Below are 19,344 nucleotides of genomic sequence, written 5' to 3'. Positions count from 1 at the left end.
GCGCCGAGGTGGGTGGTTCCTGCCCGGTTGTTTTATAATGTATGTCGCGGAAGTGGCGGCCATGAGCCGCGAGTCTGATGGGGTCGTCACAGTCTCGGACGGCGAGGTAGCTGTCGAAAAGACCTTCGCCGCCGACGAGTTCCCCGTCCCAGCAGTCAAGTTTGTCATCTCTTCTTCCCTCGACGAACCGACTCGGATTCGAATTATCGACCGAATCCCCGAGTCGTTCCCGATGGAGAGTGTGGGCTTTCACCCCGACTACGAGAGCGAGAATTGGACCGCGTACAAGGACAACCGCGTCGAGTACGAGCGAACGCTCGACCCGGACGAGGAGGTCGTGACAGTCTACGGAATCAGACTCACGAACGGCGAAGACCCCGAGTCGTTCCTCGAAGAGCCGACGCTCGAACGCATCCCGGTCGATGGCGGCATCGACCCGGACGACATCGACGACATCCTCGGCGAAGACCGGAGCCAACTCGTCCGCGACGTGCTCGCCGGAAACCGAAGCCCCGGCGACGACGAGCCCGCGGACGCTGCCCAAGACGCGCCGTCAGGCGTCGGCGAAGAGGCACCGTCCGACGACGACCTCGCTGCCGCGTTCGGCACCGACGAGTCCGATGCTGATGCGTCCGACACCGACGAGTCGGCACCGTCCGAACCCACCGACGAGGACGAAGTCGTCGCGGCCGCAGCGGCCGAATCGGAAGCGCAAGAAGAGAGCGAATCGGCTCCCGACGCCGATGCCTCAGACGATGAATCGGAGACGGCGCTGCACGGAGGAGACGAGGATGCACCCGCCGCTGTGACCGAACACGTCGACGAACCTGCTGTCGGTGACGCTGCCGAGGCGGCCGACGATGACGTCGATTCGGACACGGCAGTCGAAGCCGAGACAGAGACCGAAGGCGAAGCGGAACCTGCCGAGACCGACGCAGACGGTGTCGAGGCTGCGGACGACGCAGTCTCAGCCCGCGACGCCGCAGCAGCAGCCGACACGCAGACTGCTCACGCTGCACCCGAAGAAGGGCTCGCCGCGGCCCTCGCCGACGAGATTCGCTCGGGGTCGGTCGAGGACGACGACCTCGACGTCCTGCGCGACGCCCTCGACATCGACACCCGGCGGAGCACCGAGGTTCGTATCCGACGGCTCCAATCGCAGGTACAGGACCTCGAAGCCTACTCTGACGCACTCGAATCGTTCATCGACGAAGAGGGGACCGGCGAGGAACTCATCGCCGACTTCCGCTCCGAAATCGAGGACTTCCGCGAGGACATCGACGCGCTCGACACGATGGTCGACGACGCGGTCGAGAGAGTCGACGACACCGTCGTCCGCCTCGACTCGGCAGAAGAGACGCTGGCGACCGTCGACGACCGAAGCGACCGACTCGAAGGACGTGTCGGCGACGTCGAGGGTCGCGTCGACGACTACGGCGAACAACTCTCCGAGCAGTCCGACCGGTTCGAGGCCGTCGGCGAACGCCTCGAAGACTTCGACGGGCGACTCGAAGCCGCCTCGCGCAACATCGACGCGGGTGCCGCGCGCCTCGACGACGTCGAAGAGACCGTCACAGCCCACGACGACTCGCTCGACCAAATCGACGCTCGCTTCGGCGACCTCTCCGACCAACTCGACGAGATTGCCGGTCGCATCGAGAGCGTCGAGGAAGACGCGGCGGCGGCGACCCAGACCGCCTCGAACCTCGACGACGAAATCGGCGAGATTCGCGAGGACATCGCCTCGCTCGACGGCGACGTGGTCGACGTTCGCGACGCGATGGAAGCGCGTCTCACCGACCTCGAAGCGAGCATCCAAGACGTCTCCGTGGAGGACGAACTCGAACCGCTTCGGAGCGATATCGACGACCTGAACGACACCGTCGAAGAACTGGAGACCTTCCGCGACCGACTCGCTGGCGCGTTCGGAACCGGCATGGGCGGCAACGGCGGAAACGGCGGAAACGGCGGAAACGGCGGAAATGGCGGCAACGGCGGCGACGAACACGAAGAGTAAGCCACCAGCCCACGGCGACCCATTTCCATTGGCTACACGTTTTCCCGAAGCGCAACCTGTTTAGCGGCCCGCCACAACCATCGGATGATGACAGAGACGGTGCGCGTCGCCGTTCCGCGGAAGGGACGCCCCCTCGAAGCGGTGCTCGAACGATTCGCTACGGCGGCCGACTTCGCCGAGGTCGCCGACGAGATAACCTCGACCCTCAGGTTCGAGAAATCCGTCACGAAGGGCCATTCACATCCCGACCAGAACGTCTACGAGCGACTCGCCGCCTACAGCGACCTCGAGGCGGCGACCGCACCGGAGTACACGCTCCTCCGCGACGACCGCGAGGGGATGCCTCGCCGAATCGTCTTCGACAGCGTCACCTTCGAAACCGACGACGTGGAGGTCCACCTCGTCGGCCGCGAGGAACCCTTCCGGGCGCTTCGCACCCACGAGTTCGCACTCGGCTTCGACAGCGCCGACCTCGTCCTCGAAGAGGTCGTCCAACTGCAACCCGACGGCCTCGGGAGTATCGAGGACGTCAACGCCCGCATCGACCCGATGGACACCGACGTTCGCGTCGTCTCGGGACTCGGCGACACGGTGTACCACACGCTCATGGCCGACCCCGAACTGCTCCCGCCGGGGGCAGACCTCGACCGCGACTTCGTCGCCGACTACGCGGGCGACCTGTGTATCTCACCGCGGTACGAGCGACTGGTCGAAGCCGTCCTCGGGACGCGCTGTCTCGACGACGTGACGTTCGCGTATCCCAACGAGGGCCCCGAAGAGGAAGCCGCAATCGCGGACACCGGTCTCGGCGTCTACCTCACGATGACCGGGTCGACAGCCCGCGAACACGGTCTCGTCCTCGGCGAGCATCTCTTCCCGAGCGAGACGGTGCTCATGGAGAACGTCGCCGAGACGCAACCTGAAGCAGAGACGGTCAAGAACATCGTCGCGTCGCCGGACCTCGAAACCGAACTTCGGGTCTGACGGGGCTGTCGGGGTCCACGCCGAGGACACTCGCACCTTTTGTAACCCCTCCCTCGCGCTGTTTCCGACACGACCAGCGACGTTCTCGAAGTGTGAAATGTGTAGATACGTTGATGATTGTGCAGTGCTAAATGTTGGCACATGGACTTCGACGAATTCACTGGCCAGGTGACACACCGACTCGAACTCCCCGGCACTGGCAAATCAGTCCGGGCGATTCGCGCGACGCTTTCGACGCTCGGCCAACGAATCCAGAAAGACGAGGCGAAAGACCTCGCGAGTTCGCTCCCGGTGGAAATCGACTGGTACCTGACGGGCGCGGTCCGAGAACACGGCGAGCGCTTCGACTGGCACGAGTTCGTCGACCGCGTCAGCGAAATCGAGGGTATAGACCGGTCGAAAGCGGCGTATCACGCACGGGTCATCGTCGACCTCGTCGCCAGCATCGTCCCCGAAACGGAGATTCGGCAGGTTCGAAATCAACTCCCCGAGGGCGACGACGGTGAGAACTGGGACCAACTGTTCTCTCTCGTCGACAGCGGCGGGTGGGGAGACGCACAGGAAGCACAGACCGGCGGCGGCCCGCAACCGACAGACGAGGGCGAAGGCGACGCGAGCGCATGAGGCCCCGTCAGCCGGGAGCGCGGTCGATACCTACTCCGGTTTTTGACAGGCCATCAGCGTCGAGGCCGTCGCCGACGTGAGCCCACCGCTGTCGTCGAGTGAGATGGTAGTCCTCGAATTGTTGCAATCGAACACCGACTGGTCGATAGAGACTGCCTTCTCGGTGTCGTTGTCGAGTCGCACCACTCGTGCGACCAGTGCGCTCTGCTCTGTCACCCGAACGTCGACTCGGGCGTCCGATTCGAGTCGGTAGCGACCACCGAAGGCGACTCGACCCTCGTCGGTCTCTATCGCCACGTCGACCAGCGTCGTCTCGTCTGTCTCGTTTCCGACCGACACCGCGTGGGGCTTCGTGTACGACTCACTGGAGAGCGAGCCATCGCCCACCGTCACCGAGAGCGCGTCGTCTCCGGTGAGTGTCGGCGGCGCGCAGGCCATCCGCGTCGATGCGCCTGCGACCGAAATATCGTCGCCGTCGGGCGAGAACGCGGTCCACGACTGGTTACAGTCGAAGTCGTCCGGCGACAGCGACTCTGTCGCCGTCGCGCCGCTCTGTACGTCCGTGACACGCACGTCGTAGTCGGCCGGCACTCGGAGCACGACCGACACCTCGGCGTCAGGGGCGAGTTTGTACGTTCCCGCGTGAGGGTGTGCGAGCGTCGGCGTCACTTCGATTCGGGCGACCCACGGCTCTTCGGTATCGTTCGTGAGTCTGAGTCGGTGCGGAACGAACCCACTGTCTCCGTCTGGTTCCGTTCCGACGACTGCAGTCACGCGCTCGCCCGCATCGACCGCCAGAGAGTCGTCCGAGTCGTCGGTGTCCGGTTCGTCCGTCGTGGGCGGCGCGTCAGTCGTCTCGTCATCACCAGTAGAGCCACCGTCGTCGGCGCTTGCCAGACAGCCAGTGACCGATGTGAGTCCGATTCCAACAGCAGAGAGGAAGGCTCTTCGTTGCACACTGTACCCGACGGACTACCGTATCATCTCCCTATGGTTGGCTCAAACGCGTCTTTGAGTCCACACCATCGCAAGGGCCACTGCGAAGACGAGGGCCGCGCCGACTGCGAGAACGACCAGTCCCGGCCCGTCCAGATATGCCGAGAGGAACGTCGTCGGCGTCGTCGGCTTGGGCTCGGCCCGCGCAGTGAACGTTCGAACCGGCGGCTGTCGCGTCATCCAAACCGCTTGGACGGCGAGGCTCGCGACGACGGTCCCAGCGAGTCCGCCGACGAGCGTTCGCAGTCCAGACGAGAGCCGCGGCTCGGTCTTCTCAGCCCCGGCAAACAGGACGACGGCCGTGTTCGTCGGCCCGTAGACTGCCATCTCCCGCCCCTGCGCGGAGAGCCACGTCGTCACCTCCTCGACCAAGTCGGCGTCTTCGAGGCGTTCGAGGTGGTAGCTCACGGTCTGTAGCGTGGTGTCGAGCGCGGACGCTAACTCGGAGGCCGGACGCGGTTCCTCGTAGATGGTGGTGAGGATAGCTCTCGCAGTCGACGACGAGAGTGCCGAGAGGATGTCGTCGGCGGCGGGGTCGTCGAGTGCGACGAGAAGCGGGTCTATCTCCCGGTCGTGAATCGATTCGGCGGCGGGTTTCAACGGTAGCAACGAACTCACGGTCTCGCGCCACGTTCTCGCTCGACTGATAAAGGGTTGTGCAAGAGTCAAACGGTCGTTGTAGTTCTCTGTCTGGTACCTCGTGGCGCACACAGCTTTGCCGCCCAGAGCCGTCTCACTCCTCATGGGAACTGTTCCCGACGAGGCGGCGAGACTCGTCACGAGCGAACCGCTGATGGCGCATCTGGCGACGTGTCGCGGCGGCCGCCCCCACGTCGCGCCGGTGTGGTACGTCTACGACGAGTCCGACGCGGTTGTCGAACTCGTCACAACCGGCCGAAAACTCGCGAACGTCCGGGAGAATCCGCGGGTCGCCCTCTCGATTCAGAAGGACGTGGAGGGGCGGGCGCAGTGGATGGTCTCGATGCTCGGCACGGCGACTGTCGTCGACGACGATGACGCCACACGCGACGCGACGAGACGCATCAACGAGAAATACGGGGCTTCGGAGTCGGCGTGGTCGGAAAACGTGCTGGTCAGAGTCGCTATCGGGTCGGCCTCGTTCAGGACGTATTGAACGGGTTGGCCTGTGGTCGGGGTGGGCTGTGGTCGGGGTGGGCTGTGGTCGGGATGGGTTGTGACCGGGGTGGGCTGTGGTCGGGATGGGTTGTGACCGGGGTGGGCTGTGGTCGGGATGGGGTGGTCGGTTTCCCAGTTACTCGCCGTCACCTCGTCCGAAGAGGACGTAGATAGAGACTCCAGCGAGCGCGACGAGCAGGAGCAGCACGAGGAATGGTCCGTTCCCGCCGTCGTTCGTCTCGTCGGACGAGTCCGGGTTTTCGACAGCCGTCGCCGCGGCCTCCTGTTCGGTCTGCTCGGTCACGACGCGCAGTTTCCCAACGGATTCTCCATCGACGGTCAGTTCGTACGTTCCAGCCGATTCGAACGCCGCATCGAGCGAGACGGTGCGTTCTTCGCCAGCATCGAGTGCCACGGTCTCGGTGGCAATCGTCGTTCCATCGCTGCGCAGTTCGAGCGTGTAACTGCCCGCTGCACCGCCGAGGTTCGAGAGCGTCACGTCGACGGTTGCATCGTCGCCGACACCCATCTCGTCGTGCGACAGCGCCGTCTCGGACACCTCGAATGCCGGGGCCGTCGCGCCGATGACGAACTCAGAGAGCCCGGGCGACTTGGCCTCGAAGACGTACTGCGTCTCCGTCTCTCCGACGAGTCTCGTCGACAGTTTGTTCCACCGAACCGTCTCGTTGCGGTACAGTGCAACCGACTCTGGGGTCACCCGGGTCGAGTCCAGATACGCCTTGCTCACGCGGAACGTGAACGTCACGTCGTCGATGCTGTCGTCAGCGAGGTCGTCGTGGTCGACGATGACGTAGCCTGCTGGTCGCGCGCCGGTCTCTTCGAGGAACTTGCGGTCGGTGCCGGACATACCGCGCGTCGTGTTCGACGGCCCAGTCGAGTCGGCTTGACCGGTCGTCTCTTGTGCGCTGCCATCCGATTCCGAGTTGGACGCAACCTCTCTCGTCGTGACGTTCAACGAGAAGTCACCAGACCGACTGACGTTCATCTTCATGTTCGCCACGGAGATGTTCGCCGGACGCTGGCGGTCGGTCGCGTTCGCGGTTTCGTTCCCGGCGTCGGCGGCCGTCTCGTTGCCGGTACTGGTCTGGTTCCCCGTCGCCGTGCTGTTTTCGAGGTCGGTACTCGACGTGTTGTTCGCGCGGTCTCCGGTGTCGGAGTCCGCCGTCTCGTCGAACGTGATTTCGACGGTGACGCCGGGTGTCACGTTCTCGACTTTCACGTCTGCGGATTCGCTCTTTTCCCTGTCCGAACTCGACTTGCGTTCGACGCGCACCTTCGTTCCGCTCTTCTCACCGGCCGGTTCGTCCTTCGAATCGTCGGTTTCCGGTGCGGTCGTGTCCGAACGCTCTGATTCCGAGTCATCGTCGTCGGAATCGCTGCTTCCGGAGCTGCCACTGCCGGACCGATTATTGTCCGGGTCGACGACGGTCACGACGACGGTGTCGTTTGCGGTGTTTCCGGCGGCGTCAGTGGTGGTGAGCGTGACGGTGTAGGTCCCGGGAGTGTTGTATGCGTGCGCGGCACTCTCGCCGGTTGCACCGTTTCCATCGCCGTAGTCCCACCGGTAGTTGACGATACCGACGTTGTCGGTGGAGTCACTCGCATTGAACTGTACTGGTCTGTTCTTGCTCATGGTCTGGTCGCTCCCGGCGTCCGCAGTCGGGTCGGTCGTATCGTTGACCGTGACGACGAGGGTGTCGGTGTCGTTGTGCCCGGCGGCGTCAGCGGTCTCGACGGTCACGGTGTAGGTACCGGGCTGGGCGTAGGTGTGCGAGACGTTTTCGCCGGTGGCATTCGAGCCGTCGTCGAAGTCCCACTCGTAGGAATCGACGCCGACGTTGTCGGTGGAATTACTCGCGTTGAACTGCACCACGGTGTCTTCGTCGACTGTCTGGTCCGAGCCAGCGTCGGCGACAGGAGCAGTCGTATCGTTGACCGTGACGACGAGGGTGTCGGTGTCGGAGTTCCCAGCCGCGTCGGTGGCGGTCAACGTCACGGTGTAGGTGCCGGGTTGGGCGTAGGTGTGCGAGACGTTTTCGCCGGTCGTGCTGTTTCCGTCGCCGAAGTTCCACTGGAGGGAATCCACATCGACGTTGTCTGTGGAGTTGCTTCCATTGAACTGGACGGCGGTATCTTCGTCCGTAGTTTGATTCGACCCGGCGTCCGCGACCGGGTTGGTCGCGTCGTCGACGGTCACGACCATCGTGTCCGTGTCGTTGTTTCCGGCGGTGTCAGTGACGTTCAGCGTGACAGTGTAGGAACCGGGCTGGGCGTAGGTGTGCGAGACGTTTTCGCCGGTCGCGTTGGTGCCATCACCGAAGTCCCACTCGTAGGCGTCGATAGCGACGTTGTCCGTCGAGTTGGTGCCGCTGAACTGGGCTGTCGTATCTTCGTCGACTGTCTGGTCCGACCCGGCATCTGCCGTGGGTGCGGTGCTGTCGACAGTGACCGCGGCGTCGCCCTCGGAGTAGTGGATGCCGAACTCGACGTACGCGCCACCGCCCGAGACGGCGGTGATGGTCGTCGTCCGGGAGGCACCGTTCAGTTCACCGGCGAGTTGGTTCGCGTTCACCCCCCAGTCGTCGAGGAGTTTCTGCGGCAGGAAGGCCTCGAAGAAGCCGGTGTTGTTCGCGCCGCTCGTCGTGAAGTGCGGTGCCTTCACGCGCAGTTCGACCTTGTCGTTCGTCCCAGAGGTGTTGTACTGCGGCGACCCGAACTCCTGTGCGTCAGTCACCATGACCGAGCCGTTGAGTCGCTCGCGGTGCGTACTCGGCAACACATCGAGGTCGTCGACGGCGAAGGTGAGCGCGGCCGTCTGCGACTCGTTCGCTTGGATGGTTCCCGGCCACGAAGTCGGCGAGGAGCCGTTCGCGTAGAAGAACGACTGCACTTCGGCTGGCGTGCCGGTAATCGAGAGCGTCCACGTGCCGTTTTGGTGCTGCGTCCGCGTCCAGTTCACGTCGTGGGCGCTCCCGATGAGTGCCCGCGGGGTGTATCCCTGGACGGTCACGTTCGTCCGAAGGACTGTCGTCGAGTCGGCTCCGAGTCCGGCGAGTTCGTAGTCGGCCTCGGTGCTGAAGTCCGAGGTGTTCGCCGTGGCGTTCTTCGCTTGCAGTTGGAGCAGTCCACTGCTGAACCACGCGTCCAGCGTGACGTTGCTCATGTCTGGCTGTGACCCCGACACGTACTCGATACTGCTCGAAACGACCGCGGTCCCAATCGAGACGCTTGCGGACTCACTGGACGCACCGTCGTTGTTGGCGGCGTCCATCGCCGAATCGAGCGTCGCAGTGTAGGTCCCGTTGCTGGAACCGTCGTACGTGGCCGTGTAGGTGTACGGACCACTGCCGGTCTCAGTGAAGTTTCCGAGCGAGAGCGTCGTCCACTCTGGCCCGCTGAGAGAGACCTGTGTGCCTCCCAGTTGCTCGCTCGAATTGAACGTGATAGTCACGTTCTGCCCCGACGCCTCCGTGGCGCTGAAGTTCGTAATCGTCGGCGGCGTGGTGTCGACGAGGACGCTGTCGGAATTTCCGGACGCCTTGTTGTCGCCACTGCTGTCGTTTGCCACGGTGAGCGTCCCGGTGTAGGTGCCGTCGGAATTCCCGACGTAGTTTGCGCCGTAGGTGTAGGTTCCGTCGCCGTTGTCCATCTCAGTGAAGTCGTTCTCGGTGAGCGTTGCTGACTCGGCACCGCTGAGTGTCATCGAGATATCGACGATTTGGTCGTGGGTGTCGAACGTGACGGTCACGTTCTGACTCGATGGGTTCGAGACGGAGAAGTTCGACACGCCCGGCTCTTTGAGGGCGTAGAAGTGGCTGACAGAGCCGTAGTAGAGTGTGCCGTTCCACGGGAGAGGCGTCGGGTAGAGGTTCGCTGTCGGCGAGTCGTACTGCCACAGTTCGGTTCCGTCGGTCGCGTTGAAGGCGTGGACAGTTCCATTTCCGAAGTCGGAGATGTAGAGGACGTCGCCAGCGACGACAGGCGCACCGCGGAAGTCGCTTCCCGAAACGTTCCAGAGTTTGCTCCCGTCTACGGCGTCGAGTGCGACGAGGTCGCCGCCACGACTGCCTGCGTAGAGCGTGCCATCGGCGTAGACCGGGCTCCCGTCGACGTCTCCAGTCATGGTGTAGTTCCATCGCAGCGACCCGTCAGTCGCGTTCAGGGCGTAGACTTGTCCGTCTCCGCTTGTCGTCCCTGACGTGCTGTCGCTGCCGATGAAGACAGTGTTGTTGGCGACGGTCGCGTCGGATTGTATCCCGTCCACGGCCGTGTAGTTCCAGATTTTCTGGCCGGTGGTGGCGTTCAGCGCCGTGACGTTGTCGTCGTCGGCCCCGAAGTAGACGACGCCGTCAACGACCGCAGGGTTTGACTCGACGAGCACAGGCTGAGACAGCGTGTGGTACCACAGTTCCTCGCCAGTACTCGCGTTCAGCGCGGTCATGTTGCCGTCGTTGCTGCCGAAGTAGACGACGCCGTCGACGACTGCTGGTGCAGACCGGACGTTGGTTTGCGTCGAGTAATTCCAGAGTTCGGACCCATCAGTCGCATTGATGGCGTGGAGTTTGTAGTCGTTCGAGCCGAGGAAGAGTACACCGTTGGCGTACGCGGGTGTCGTCCACGTCGACCCGGAGGACCCACCCGGTGTTGCGTTCCACTTTTCCGCGCCGGTCACGGGGTCGACCGCGTAGAGTTTTCCGCCATCGTGGAAGGCAAAATAGAGCGTGTCGCCGACGATTGTCGGTTGCATCACCATCGGCGTTCCGTCAGTCATATTCCAGAGTTCAGTGGGCGTCGAGGTCGGTCCCGACTGGTCTGGATAGTACCCGGGGTTCCCCTGCCCACCGTGGAAGTTCGCGTTCGCCGATTGGACTGTCACCGTTTGGCTGGCGAGTCCTCCAACCGAGACGTCGCGGTCACCGGTGTCCCAGAGCGTCTTCGTGAACGAAACGGTCGTCGTCTCGCCTGCGTTCAGGCTCCCTGTCTTGGAGGCGACGACCGACCCGTCGACGGTCACGGTCGCGTTGTAGGACTGTTGGGAGTTCCCCGTGTTCTCGACGGTGACAGTGGCGTTGATGGCACTCCCTGTGTAGAGTGTGTCGGGTGTCACGGACGCGGAACTATATACGATATCCGGCCCGTCCACCACGGCGAGCCTTGCAAGTCCGGCGAGTGACTGAGTTTCTTGTATGTCTCCGCCCGCGATTCGATGCTGATACTCTGGCGTTGCACCGACTGCGGTCGGGTAAAAACCAGCAAAAGTGGCTGTGGACGAAACAACTATTAGTAGCGTGAAAACGAGCTTCCAATCTATCCGGTTATCATTATTCATGATGTATCAACTGACGAACCATATACCGTTGTCTAGAATATAACTTGAACGGTTGGTATGCGCTGGTGGTATTCTGAAACAATCTCTCCCGGCAGTGATGTGAGAATATTCGAGATTCGGTTGTATGGGCGGTTTTAGTTCCTATCACCGACTGTTCGACTGGCCGGGAGAGTAGCGACTATCCGAGAGTCACCAGATTCCAAAATTTGGAAACAAATTGATATGCACACTTTCAAAAATAATCAAATATTTTGACACATAGGTCGCCGCCGTGTCTCGATTTCGCATGGACTATCACAGACTCCCGCGAGGTGCTCGTCCGTTGTTCGAGCGATAGGGGACGTCTTCGAAAGCTCGTGGACTATCGAACAGACGACCTCGGTCGCCTCGGAGTTGGGTAGACTCCGAACCGACGACCGATGGGTGAGCCGAACGTCGCTTGTTCGCCCGAACGGGCTTTCTGCGAGCTTTCACACAGCGACCAGGGTGCGCACGCCGGGGTCGCTGTGGAAGGCGGGACTCGTGACTCGGTTAGATATCGCCGTTGACGATATCCGCGACTCGCGTTCGGTCGAACAGTTGTTCTTCTTCCGGGATGTCCGGGTACGGCTCTCCATCGACGTAGCCGGGCCACGCACCGAACTCGTCCGGATAGAGCTGCTTTGCGGCCATCTCGGTCTGGAACAGATTGAGAATCGGACCCTGTCGCCGCGCTCCTTGGGTGTAGACGCGGCCTTCTTCGACAGCAGTGATTTCCCCCGCGACCTGGTGGTTTTCGAGCGAGGTTCTGATTTCGTCGATGTTGTGGTACTCCGACATCGGGCCGAGGACGAGCAATACGTCCGGGTCGGCTTCGAGGAGGAGTTCGTAATCCAGTGTGATGTTCCGGCCATCGTCCTCGTACCCCGGCCCGACGGCCGCTGACAGTGCGTCTGTGGCACCGAGCGGTCGAGTGTGCGCGGCGTAGTAGCCCGGGTGGTTCATCTTGTACCCCCAGATGCGGTCGTCAGACGTGGAGAACAGCACCAGCGCGGCGCTCGGGCGCTCGCCTTCGGGTGGAAGGTGCTCTTCGATGTGGGTCAGCATCGAGTCGCGGACGGAAGCGAGTGCCTCGTACCGCTGGGTCTCCTGAAAGACCTGAGCGACCTTGCCGAAGATTTCCCAGAGAGGATAGTACTCGTAGTCGTCGGCCCAGCCCTCGGGTGGCGCCGTGTGGCTCCCGCTGAGTGTGTTGCCGAACCACGGACCGACGTTGCGCTCGATTTCGGTGAGAGCGTCTTCATCCCAGCCTTCTGCCGTCGCTACCTTCGCTGGGTCGGCGAGGTGGACGTCGCTGTCCAGTTCGTACAACTTCTCTTTCGACGGTGGCCACGAGGAGTACAGTCCGTCCCAGTCGATGGAGACGCCGTCGAGATGGTGTGTCAGCTTCTGGTACAGCGATTGGATGTAGCCCGGCCCGTGCAGTGCGTTGACCGAGTTTCCCCGGCCGAGCGCGAGCACCATGTCGGTGTGGTGGTTCAGTATCGTGAACACACTCTCCGGCACCGAGTCGAACTCGACGTCTCCCATCGGGGCCATGCGTACTGAATACGATTCGTCTTCAGCCGTAGCCTCGGTGGACGCCGCTGTGGTGGTACTCGTCCCCTCCGTCGTCGCCTGTTCTCCTTCGCTCGTACAGCCAGCGAGAAGCCCTCCTGTGAGGACTGCACCGCCGTACTTCACGTAGTCACGCCGTGTCGGCGCCTTCTCGTCGTTGGAACTGCACTCCATGTTTTAGGCTGACCTAAACAATGTATAGTTCTTATGGATTTTAGGCCAACCAAAAACGCGAACTCATCGCGGTGCGCCACAGTGCGGACACATCGGCGGCCCGGATTCCGGCAACGCGACGCCGCAATGAGGGCATTCCTCGTCACTCTCGGGTGAGCTAATCGCATCGACGGCTTCACTCGTCGTCCTTCGTACGGACTCGATGGTTCCGAACTCGTCACAGTCACTTTCCAGTGTCTCACTTTCTCGTACCGCGTCGAGAGCGAACTGCACACGGTCGTCGGCGAACGTGTCGTCGTCGCCGTCGGGTGCTTCGAGCGTCGTCTCCAGCGACGACCCCTCGTAGACTCCCTCACGAGCAAGCACACCGAGGGCTTCGGCGGCCCGGCCTCTGACGTGAGCGTTCTCGTCACCCAGTCGCTCCGCGAGCGCGGCTGTGACACCGCTGAGGCGCTCTGGGTGTTCGGTTCCGACTGCGACGAGTGCTGTCGTGAGGTGGTATCGAACGAGTTCGTTCTCGTCGTCGAGGTGCTCGGTGAGTCTCGAAACGTGGTGGCGAAGTCGCTCTGGATTCCCCACGGCGACGTATTCTATCGCTTTCGCCAGTTTCTCTTTGACTTCGGATTTGTCGAACGACAGGCCGACGCGGAGGTCGGCGAGGACCTCCGGTGAACTGACCTTGTCGGGGTATTCGAGTGCAACGTACCCGAGGACTTCGGCAGCGCGGGCCCGCACGTAGTAGAATTCGTCTTCGTCTGCGAGACGGGCTGCAACCGGTTCGGCGACCGTGACGACTGCGTTCGGATTCGATTCTGCGATAGTGACGAGCAGCCTCGCGGTCGTCAACCTGACAGACCGTTCGGCATCGGTCAGAAATGGAGTGAGTGCCGGAACGACGCCGTCGAACACACCCGCCTGTTCGTCTGCAAGGCTTCGGAGCGTCCGAAGGGTGCGCTTCCGCGTTTTGGGTGTCGCTGCTTCCAACTCTTCCAGCGACTCGACTACCTGACCGTACTCGCCAGCGGTAATGAGCGACGTAAGGGAATCGACTGAAGATGACTGTCTGGCGTCTTCCATCGGCAGTTCGGTATGTCAGGAATATTTCCCGTCTACAATGAATCCGATGGTTTGGGGTGTGATGTCGAACACCCCATCTCTACGTTTCCTCCGCAGTCGCGAACCCCACCAACCAACAATTGGGTATAGCGACATACAATTTATTCATTGGCATGCAGACAGAGTATTCACAACCTAGAGTAGTGAATAAATGTTTGATTCGTACGTTTCGCGCACTCTATCGCCCCAATTGTGGGTGTAGGTGTCGATGATGTCTCCGCCGACGTCGCCACGGAGGTACTTGACGATACCCCTGTCACCGGTTCGGTCTCGGAGGTGCGTCGTGAAGAAGTGCCGAAAGTAGTGGGGTGTGACGTTCTCTTCTCGGTCGCCACCTTTGCGATACCACCCGAAATCGGCGGCGCGAGCGGTGACGACGTGGTGGACTGCGTCCGGCGTCAGTCGCGTTCCCCACCCGGATGCGGTGCCGAGAAACAGCGGTTCCGCAGGCGAGGTCGTATCGGGCCGAATCGCGAGCCAACGCAGCAGCACCGTCTCTAATTCGTCGTCGACGGGGACGACCGTCGAGCGCTTTCGTTTGTTGGAGGCCGTTCGCTCCTCACCGTTCGAGGTCGCTCCAACACTCGGCTCTGCGGAGACGTATATCGACGGGCCGCGACCGTCGAGTGCCGCCCGAGTCGATACATCGGCGAGCGGTTCATCGACCGAGAGTGAGAGGTCGCGAAGGTCGAGGTTACAGAGTTCGCCGACACGCATCCCCGTCTTGAGGAGCGTGACGACCAGTGCGTGGTCCAGTGGATGCCGTATCTGGCGGACGAACCCCCGCATCTCGGGCACCGAAACCTCCCTTCGCGCCGGGTTGGTGTCGATTCGCTCGTCCATCTCCTCGACGACGAGGCTCATCGGGTTCGAGTCGAAGACGCCAATTTGGGCCATATATGCGTAGAATCGGTGTAGATAGGAGGCGTACGTCGCGACCGTACTTGGTGTGACGTCACGATTTCGGAGGGTGTGCACCCACGCCATGCAGTCGCGGTGGCTCGCGTCTTCGACCGCCGTCGCCGACCCGGTGGGATTTTGCGATGGGTTCCCGAGGAACGCTTCGAACTCCCGGAGGACGCGCTCGTACGCATCGCGGGTTCGGTCGGACTTTCCGTGATAGGTCATATCCTGGAGGAAGTACCCGACGGCGTCCTCGACTTCGGACGGTTGCTCAGCGGCCATCGTCCTCCGCTAAGGTGTACCCGCCATGGCGACCACTGTACACGACTCTCCCCGACGACTGGAGCTCTTGGAGGGTCGATTCGAGTCGGTCTTCGATGTTCTCGGTGAGCGTCGAAACGAGGTCGTCCCACGACTGATACGATTGGGCTTCTAGTGCGTCGACGACACGGTCCGAGAGCCCACCATTATTTCCGCCTCTTTTGTCCTGATTCGAACCACCGTTCTGAAGAGGTGTTTTCGCCCCGTCGACCCCTGGGGTTGTGGTCGCTTCATCGCCTCTCTCAGGAACGTCGAAATTTGCCCGTCCTGCCTGTACCATGGTTCTGACAAATTCGCTCTGGCTCATCCCGAGTTGGTCGGCGTGTTCCTTCCAGATGTCTTTCTGGTGGGACGGCACGTAGGTTTGGACGGTCGTTCGGTCGCCCTCGTCGCTCATAGTCGGGTCGACTCGGAGGGAGATATTCAATCTACCGGCACTATCACGAATAAGGGAATTTATCTGAATCTGTGCCAGTATAATTCGCAGCGAAATATGGGATTATGCTGAATTATAATGGTGTAAAAATCGGTGTCTGATTGCACCATTCAGGATATACTTAATTGCTCGAAACGTCTGAATTCGGGGTTTTCGAGAGGTTTGATTTGGCAGAGATATTGGGTTGCCACAAAAGCAACATATTATTCCAACATGGCCCTCACATTCGGAATGCAACCCGGAATTTAGATGGGTATTTTGTATGCGTTTACCCTTGGAGTTCAGGTGCGAAGATTCCCTTTCACGGGATTCGTTTTTCCACGAGTTATATTTATGAACTAATATGGGTTGGCTGAATTCTCTATGTCTGCGCTGGTTAGTTTCGAGATGGAAAATATAGAATTATATTTGGTTAATTTCTACGCTAGTGTAGTTATTACAGAAGAGCATGAGGGCGTATATATTTGGCAGAATCTGAGTCATATATCTAGAACAGACGAGATGAAAATAACAAATAGAATGTAGTTCAGAAACCTCTGAAATTATGTTGGCTGAGCTCCTTTGTTTCAGTGTGAAGATTGCAAAATAATATGCCTCAATATTGTCCTAACCGATGCGAGAGTGTTGTCGTTTCGAGACACAATGCGCCGGTAAATACCGACTAAATACCTCAAAACACCCTCCGAAATATAATTAATTCTAGTACAAAATCAGTATCCAAATTTTGTTGGGTAATCAACCCACCCTGGCGAGAAAAATCGCGGTCTACGTCGACGACGGCCCATCGGCTGGCACACTATTGGAGTCGTCGGAGTTCGAGTTGCTTCGCCACCGAAGGACCGCGGCACCGACGAGGAGTGCCCCCCCGGCGATGAGGAAAAACGGCTCGGCTCCGAGGACGAATCGAGTCACGCCGCCGTCGTGAGCCGGGACCTCAGTGTAGAGTCCTGGGTGGGTCGTCCACTGCACGATTGCTCGGAGGGGATAAAACAGGACGATAGCCCCAGTTACGGCTGGAACGATGGCCAACTGTCGCCATCGCAGTGCGGCAATACCGCCAACTGCACCGAGAGCACCAAGCCGTGCCAGCAACCGCTCTTCGTGGTTGAGGCTGCCTCCCCACCCCGTCTCGATTGTTCCGTCGTACATCGGGGCAACGTGCAGTGCGTCCTGGTATATCCCGAACGCGACCGCTCCGAATCCAGTCACGGCGAGGGCCGCAGCGACGAGGTGCTGTCGCTTCATACGCTCTCTTTCGTTGACGAATTGAATAAATCTCTTGACGACTGTACTGGGTTGGGGGACAACTCCTCGCCAGAGCCGGTTGCTGTGTCACTCTATACTTCCAGAGCATCCAAACTCCCATAGTCTCCCCCGGCGACGAACGGGCGCTCAGACGCCGTGTGTGGCGCTTGAGGCACCCTTGATGGGAGTGTGATGGGAACTGGTGCAATTGTTCTTCAGAGCGCCGTGTGGCGGGTAGGGCAACCAGTGGCGAGAGTAGTTTGCCTCGTGTTGCTCCGACCAGTCGGAGTCGTTCGGTCTCCATAGTACGTACTCTCGCCAAAAATCCGCTGAAAACGGTATCTTCGTGGGTATTCGGGGCTCTTCGGTGTCTTCCACTTCATTCAACCCCGTTCGACACCTGACTTGTGAATCATATAGTGCTATACACAATCAGTGGTGCTGAGACGTGTCCCGGCACGAACCTGCTGGTGAGGCTTACTCAGCAAGCACGACGACGCGCGGAGAATCGAGTGAAACGTCTCTGCCAGCGAACCCACCGAACAGCGAGATATCTTCGAATCCGGCTCGTTCACACATCTCCCGGAGTTCGACGGGCGCGTACAGTCGTGGCTGGAACGCTATCGTGTCGAGATAGTCGTACTCGGTGCCTTCCGACGAGAACACGTCGACTGTGGTCTCGAATCGCCCCGTCTCGACGTCGAAGTCCTTCCGTTCGACGTGGAGTTGGTCGCCCACTTCTTGGACGTTCGACTCCTCGAAGTCGCGCACGTAGAACTCCTTGTTGCTCGTCTCGATTGCTAACACGCCGTCCTCAGAGAGAAGACGCCGTATCTCCGACAGCATCTCCACGTCGGTCTGTTTGTCGTAGTATCCGAGAGAGTTCCAGATGATAGTGACGAGGTCGAACGGTCCCTCGAACTGCTCTAACTCGCGCATGTCGTGGACGTGGAACTCGGCCTGTCCGGTGAGTTCTGCGTCACTGGCCCGCTCTTGGGCTTCTCGAATGAACTCCGGGGAGAAATCCAGCCCTTCGGCGTTGCACCCCTCCTCGGCGAGTGCCAAGACGTGCCTTCCGACGCCACATGCAACGTCAAGGGTTCGCTCCGGGCGCACTCCCCGCTGGTTTTCGACGAGTCGGAGAAGCTGTTCGACCTCCTCCGATGCCTGTTCGAACCGTCGTTCGAGTATCTCTCCGAACGTCTCTGCGTTCTCGATAAAGAGCTGCTCTGTCCAGTGTGTCATCCCGTTATTGAATTATTATTGTCAATATCTGGGAAAAGTATACTGGCTGTTGCAGCGGGTATCTCTCGGGTCGAAAAAATGCAAGTCGTTCGCGTGCTCGGCCACTCACGCGTTCGAAGCCGGGCTGCGAACCGTGCTCTCTCTGGCTCTCTCCGACGTCGGCAGTTGCGGCTCGACAGGCTCTCGTTCGCGCAGGAGAGCGTTCAGCGCGTACTCGCTGAAACTCCTCGCGCCACAGACGAGACACTCCTCCGGTGGTGTCGAAGATGCGGTCCCGTGGACGACTCCACAATGTCGACACACGTGCAAGTGATTTCTATCCCCCATCGCGTCTTCCTAGTCGAGCGAGAGACGCTTGGGTAGAATCCGCGATACGGGTGATTGTGTTGATTAAGCTGATGTAAACGACGACCATCCCGGATTGTCGTCTGTCTCGAATCCCAGTGGGTCGAAACGTCGTTTCTGCTCGGCCTTCCTCACGCCTTCGTTACACCTCGACTGGTTCGATGAGGCCCCGGCCGTCGTTCGCAGGACTGTTGACCCGTGTCGAGACGGGATAGGCAGTCATCTCGTCGTCGGGATGCGTATCGAGCAGCGACTCGACTTCGTCGGTGTCGCCGTGGAGCCACGTCTCTTCTTCTTCGGGCGCGAGGACGACAGCCATGCGGTTGTGGAGGTCGGAGATGAGGTCGTTTGGCTCGGTCGTGACGACGGTGAACGTCTCCAGCGGTTCTTGCTCGCGGGATGGACCGCTCTCTCCGAACTCGCCGAGTCCCGTCTGCTTCGTCTTCGGCGTCCACCGTTCCCACAGGCCGGCCATCGAAAACGGGCGGTCGTCCTCGAAGGCGACGCGATACGGTTGTTTGGACCCGTCGCGGTCGACCCACTCGTAGAATCCGTCGGCGGGAACGAGACAGCGGCGCGACTCGTACGCGTCGGCGAAACTTCGCTTTCGGTCGACCGTCTCGGCGCGGGCGTTGATGCGGTCGTTGCCGACGCTCGCGCTGTCGGCCCACGAGGGAACGAGGCCCCACTTCAGGAAGCGAAACTCGTCGGGGGCGTCGTTCGTCACCACGGGGAGTTCTTGACCGGGCGCGCAGTTGTACCGGGGTTCCATCGGTCGCGTTGCGGTCGCCCCGAATCGTTCGCGGAGGTCTTCGGGCGACGTAAAGAGCGTATACCGGCCACACATGTCCCTGC

General features: G+C 61.0%; 14 protein-coding genes. 4 read left to right on the top strand and 10 right to left on the bottom strand.

What is annotated here, in order from left to right:
• The first annotated feature begins 61 nt into the window (after nucleotides 1-61).
• The 3 genes from KU306_RS13285 (at nucleotide 62) to KU306_RS13275 (ending at nucleotide 3,625) form a co-directional block, all read left to right on the top strand.
• Nucleotides 62-2,017, top strand: coding sequence for a hypothetical protein (locus KU306_RS13285; RefSeq protein WP_258302225.1), 1,956 nt, complete (start codon nucleotides 62-64; stop codon nucleotides 2,015-2,017).
• Nucleotides 2,018-2,104: 87 nt separating this feature from the next.
• Entirely contained in the window at nucleotides 2,105-3,001 is an 897-nt protein-coding gene (locus tag KU306_RS13280; protein WP_049918610.1) for a phosphoribosyltransferase HisG-related protein, read from the top strand.
• A gap of 141 nt (nucleotides 3,002-3,142) precedes the next feature.
• Entirely contained in the window at nucleotides 3,143-3,625 is a 483-nt protein-coding gene (locus KU306_RS13275) for a DUF2267 domain-containing protein (protein ID WP_258302224.1), read from the top strand.
• A gap of 30 nt (nucleotides 3,626-3,655) precedes the next feature.
• Here KU306_RS13275 and KU306_RS13270 read toward each other — a convergent pair whose 3' ends face one another.
• Both KU306_RS13270 and KU306_RS13265 read right to left on the bottom strand, forming a co-directional pair.
• Complete coding sequence (locus tag KU306_RS13270) at nucleotides 3,656-4,582, bottom strand: hypothetical protein (protein ID WP_258302223.1); 927 nt, start codon at nucleotides 4,580-4,582, stop codon at nucleotides 3,656-3,658.
• A gap of 42 nt (nucleotides 4,583-4,624) precedes the next feature.
• The gene (locus tag KU306_RS13265) at nucleotides 4,625-5,239 is read right to left on the bottom strand and encodes an ArsR/SmtB family transcription factor (RefSeq protein ID WP_258302222.1); all 615 of its coding nucleotides are present in this window, start codon (nucleotides 5,237-5,239) and stop codon (nucleotides 4,625-4,627) included.
• Between the two features lie 124 nt (nucleotides 5,240-5,363).
• Here KU306_RS13265 and KU306_RS13260 point away from each other — a divergent pair, with 124 nt between their 5' ends.
• A complete protein-coding gene (locus tag KU306_RS13260; protein WP_007540420.1) occupies nucleotides 5,364-5,756 on the top strand; it encodes a pyridoxamine 5'-phosphate oxidase family protein in 393 nt (130 codons plus the stop codon).
• Between the two features lie 138 nt (nucleotides 5,757-5,894).
• On the opposite strand, the gene KU306_RS13255 is transcribed toward KU306_RS13260, so the two are convergent.
• From KU306_RS13255 to KU306_RS13220, 8 genes are all read right to left on the bottom strand, one after another.
• Nucleotides 5,895-10,886: a PKD domain-containing protein gene (locus KU306_RS13255; protein ID WP_258302221.1), complete on the bottom strand. Its 4,992-nt coding sequence runs from the start codon at nucleotides 10,884-10,886 to the stop codon at nucleotides 5,895-5,897.
• A 753-nt stretch (nucleotides 10,887-11,639) separates the two neighbouring features.
• Nucleotides 11,640-12,878 (bottom strand): ABC transporter substrate-binding protein, encoded by a 1,239-nt coding sequence (locus KU306_RS13250; protein ID WP_258302220.1) that lies wholly within the window; start codon nucleotides 12,876-12,878, stop codon nucleotides 11,640-11,642.
• Nucleotides 12,879-12,941: 63 nt separating this feature from the next.
• The gene (locus tag KU306_RS13245) at nucleotides 12,942-13,955 is read right to left on the bottom strand and encodes a HEAT repeat domain-containing protein (RefSeq protein WP_258302219.1); all 1,014 of its coding nucleotides are present in this window, start codon (nucleotides 13,953-13,955) and stop codon (nucleotides 12,942-12,944) included.
• Between the two features lie 174 nt (nucleotides 13,956-14,129).
• Nucleotides 14,130-15,179 (bottom strand): tyrosine-type recombinase/integrase, encoded by a 1,050-nt coding sequence (locus KU306_RS13240; RefSeq protein WP_258302218.1) that lies wholly within the window; start codon nucleotides 15,177-15,179, stop codon nucleotides 14,130-14,132.
• The gene (locus tag KU306_RS13235; protein ID WP_258302217.1) at nucleotides 15,169-15,615 is read right to left on the bottom strand and encodes a DUF5805 domain-containing protein; all 447 of its coding nucleotides are present in this window, start codon (nucleotides 15,613-15,615) and stop codon (nucleotides 15,169-15,171) included. Before KU306_RS13235 ends, KU306_RS13240 begins: the two co-directional genes overlap by 11 nt.
• 804 nt (nucleotides 15,616-16,419) lie before the next feature.
• Entirely contained in the window at nucleotides 16,420-16,899 is a 480-nt protein-coding gene (locus tag KU306_RS13230) for a hypothetical protein (protein WP_258302216.1), read from the bottom strand.
• A 477-nt stretch (nucleotides 16,900-17,376) separates the two neighbouring features.
• On the bottom strand, nucleotides 17,377-18,144 hold the full coding sequence (locus KU306_RS13225) for a class I SAM-dependent methyltransferase (RefSeq protein WP_258302215.1): 768 nt from the start codon (nucleotides 18,142-18,144) through the stop codon (nucleotides 17,377-17,379).
• A gap of 487 nt (nucleotides 18,145-18,631) precedes the next feature.
• Nucleotides 18,632-19,336, bottom strand: coding sequence for an SOS response-associated peptidase (locus KU306_RS13220; protein WP_007540405.1), 705 nt, complete (start codon nucleotides 19,334-19,336; stop codon nucleotides 18,632-18,634).
• Between the last annotated feature and the right edge of the window lie 8 nt (nucleotides 19,337-19,344).

Origin of the sequence: Haloferax larsenii, from assembly GCF_024730625.1 — an archaeon.
Lineage (GTDB): Archaea > Halobacteriota > Halobacteria > Halobacteriales > Haloferacaceae > Haloferax > Haloferax larsenii.
This window is presented reverse-complemented; position numbering and strand designations above follow the sequence as displayed.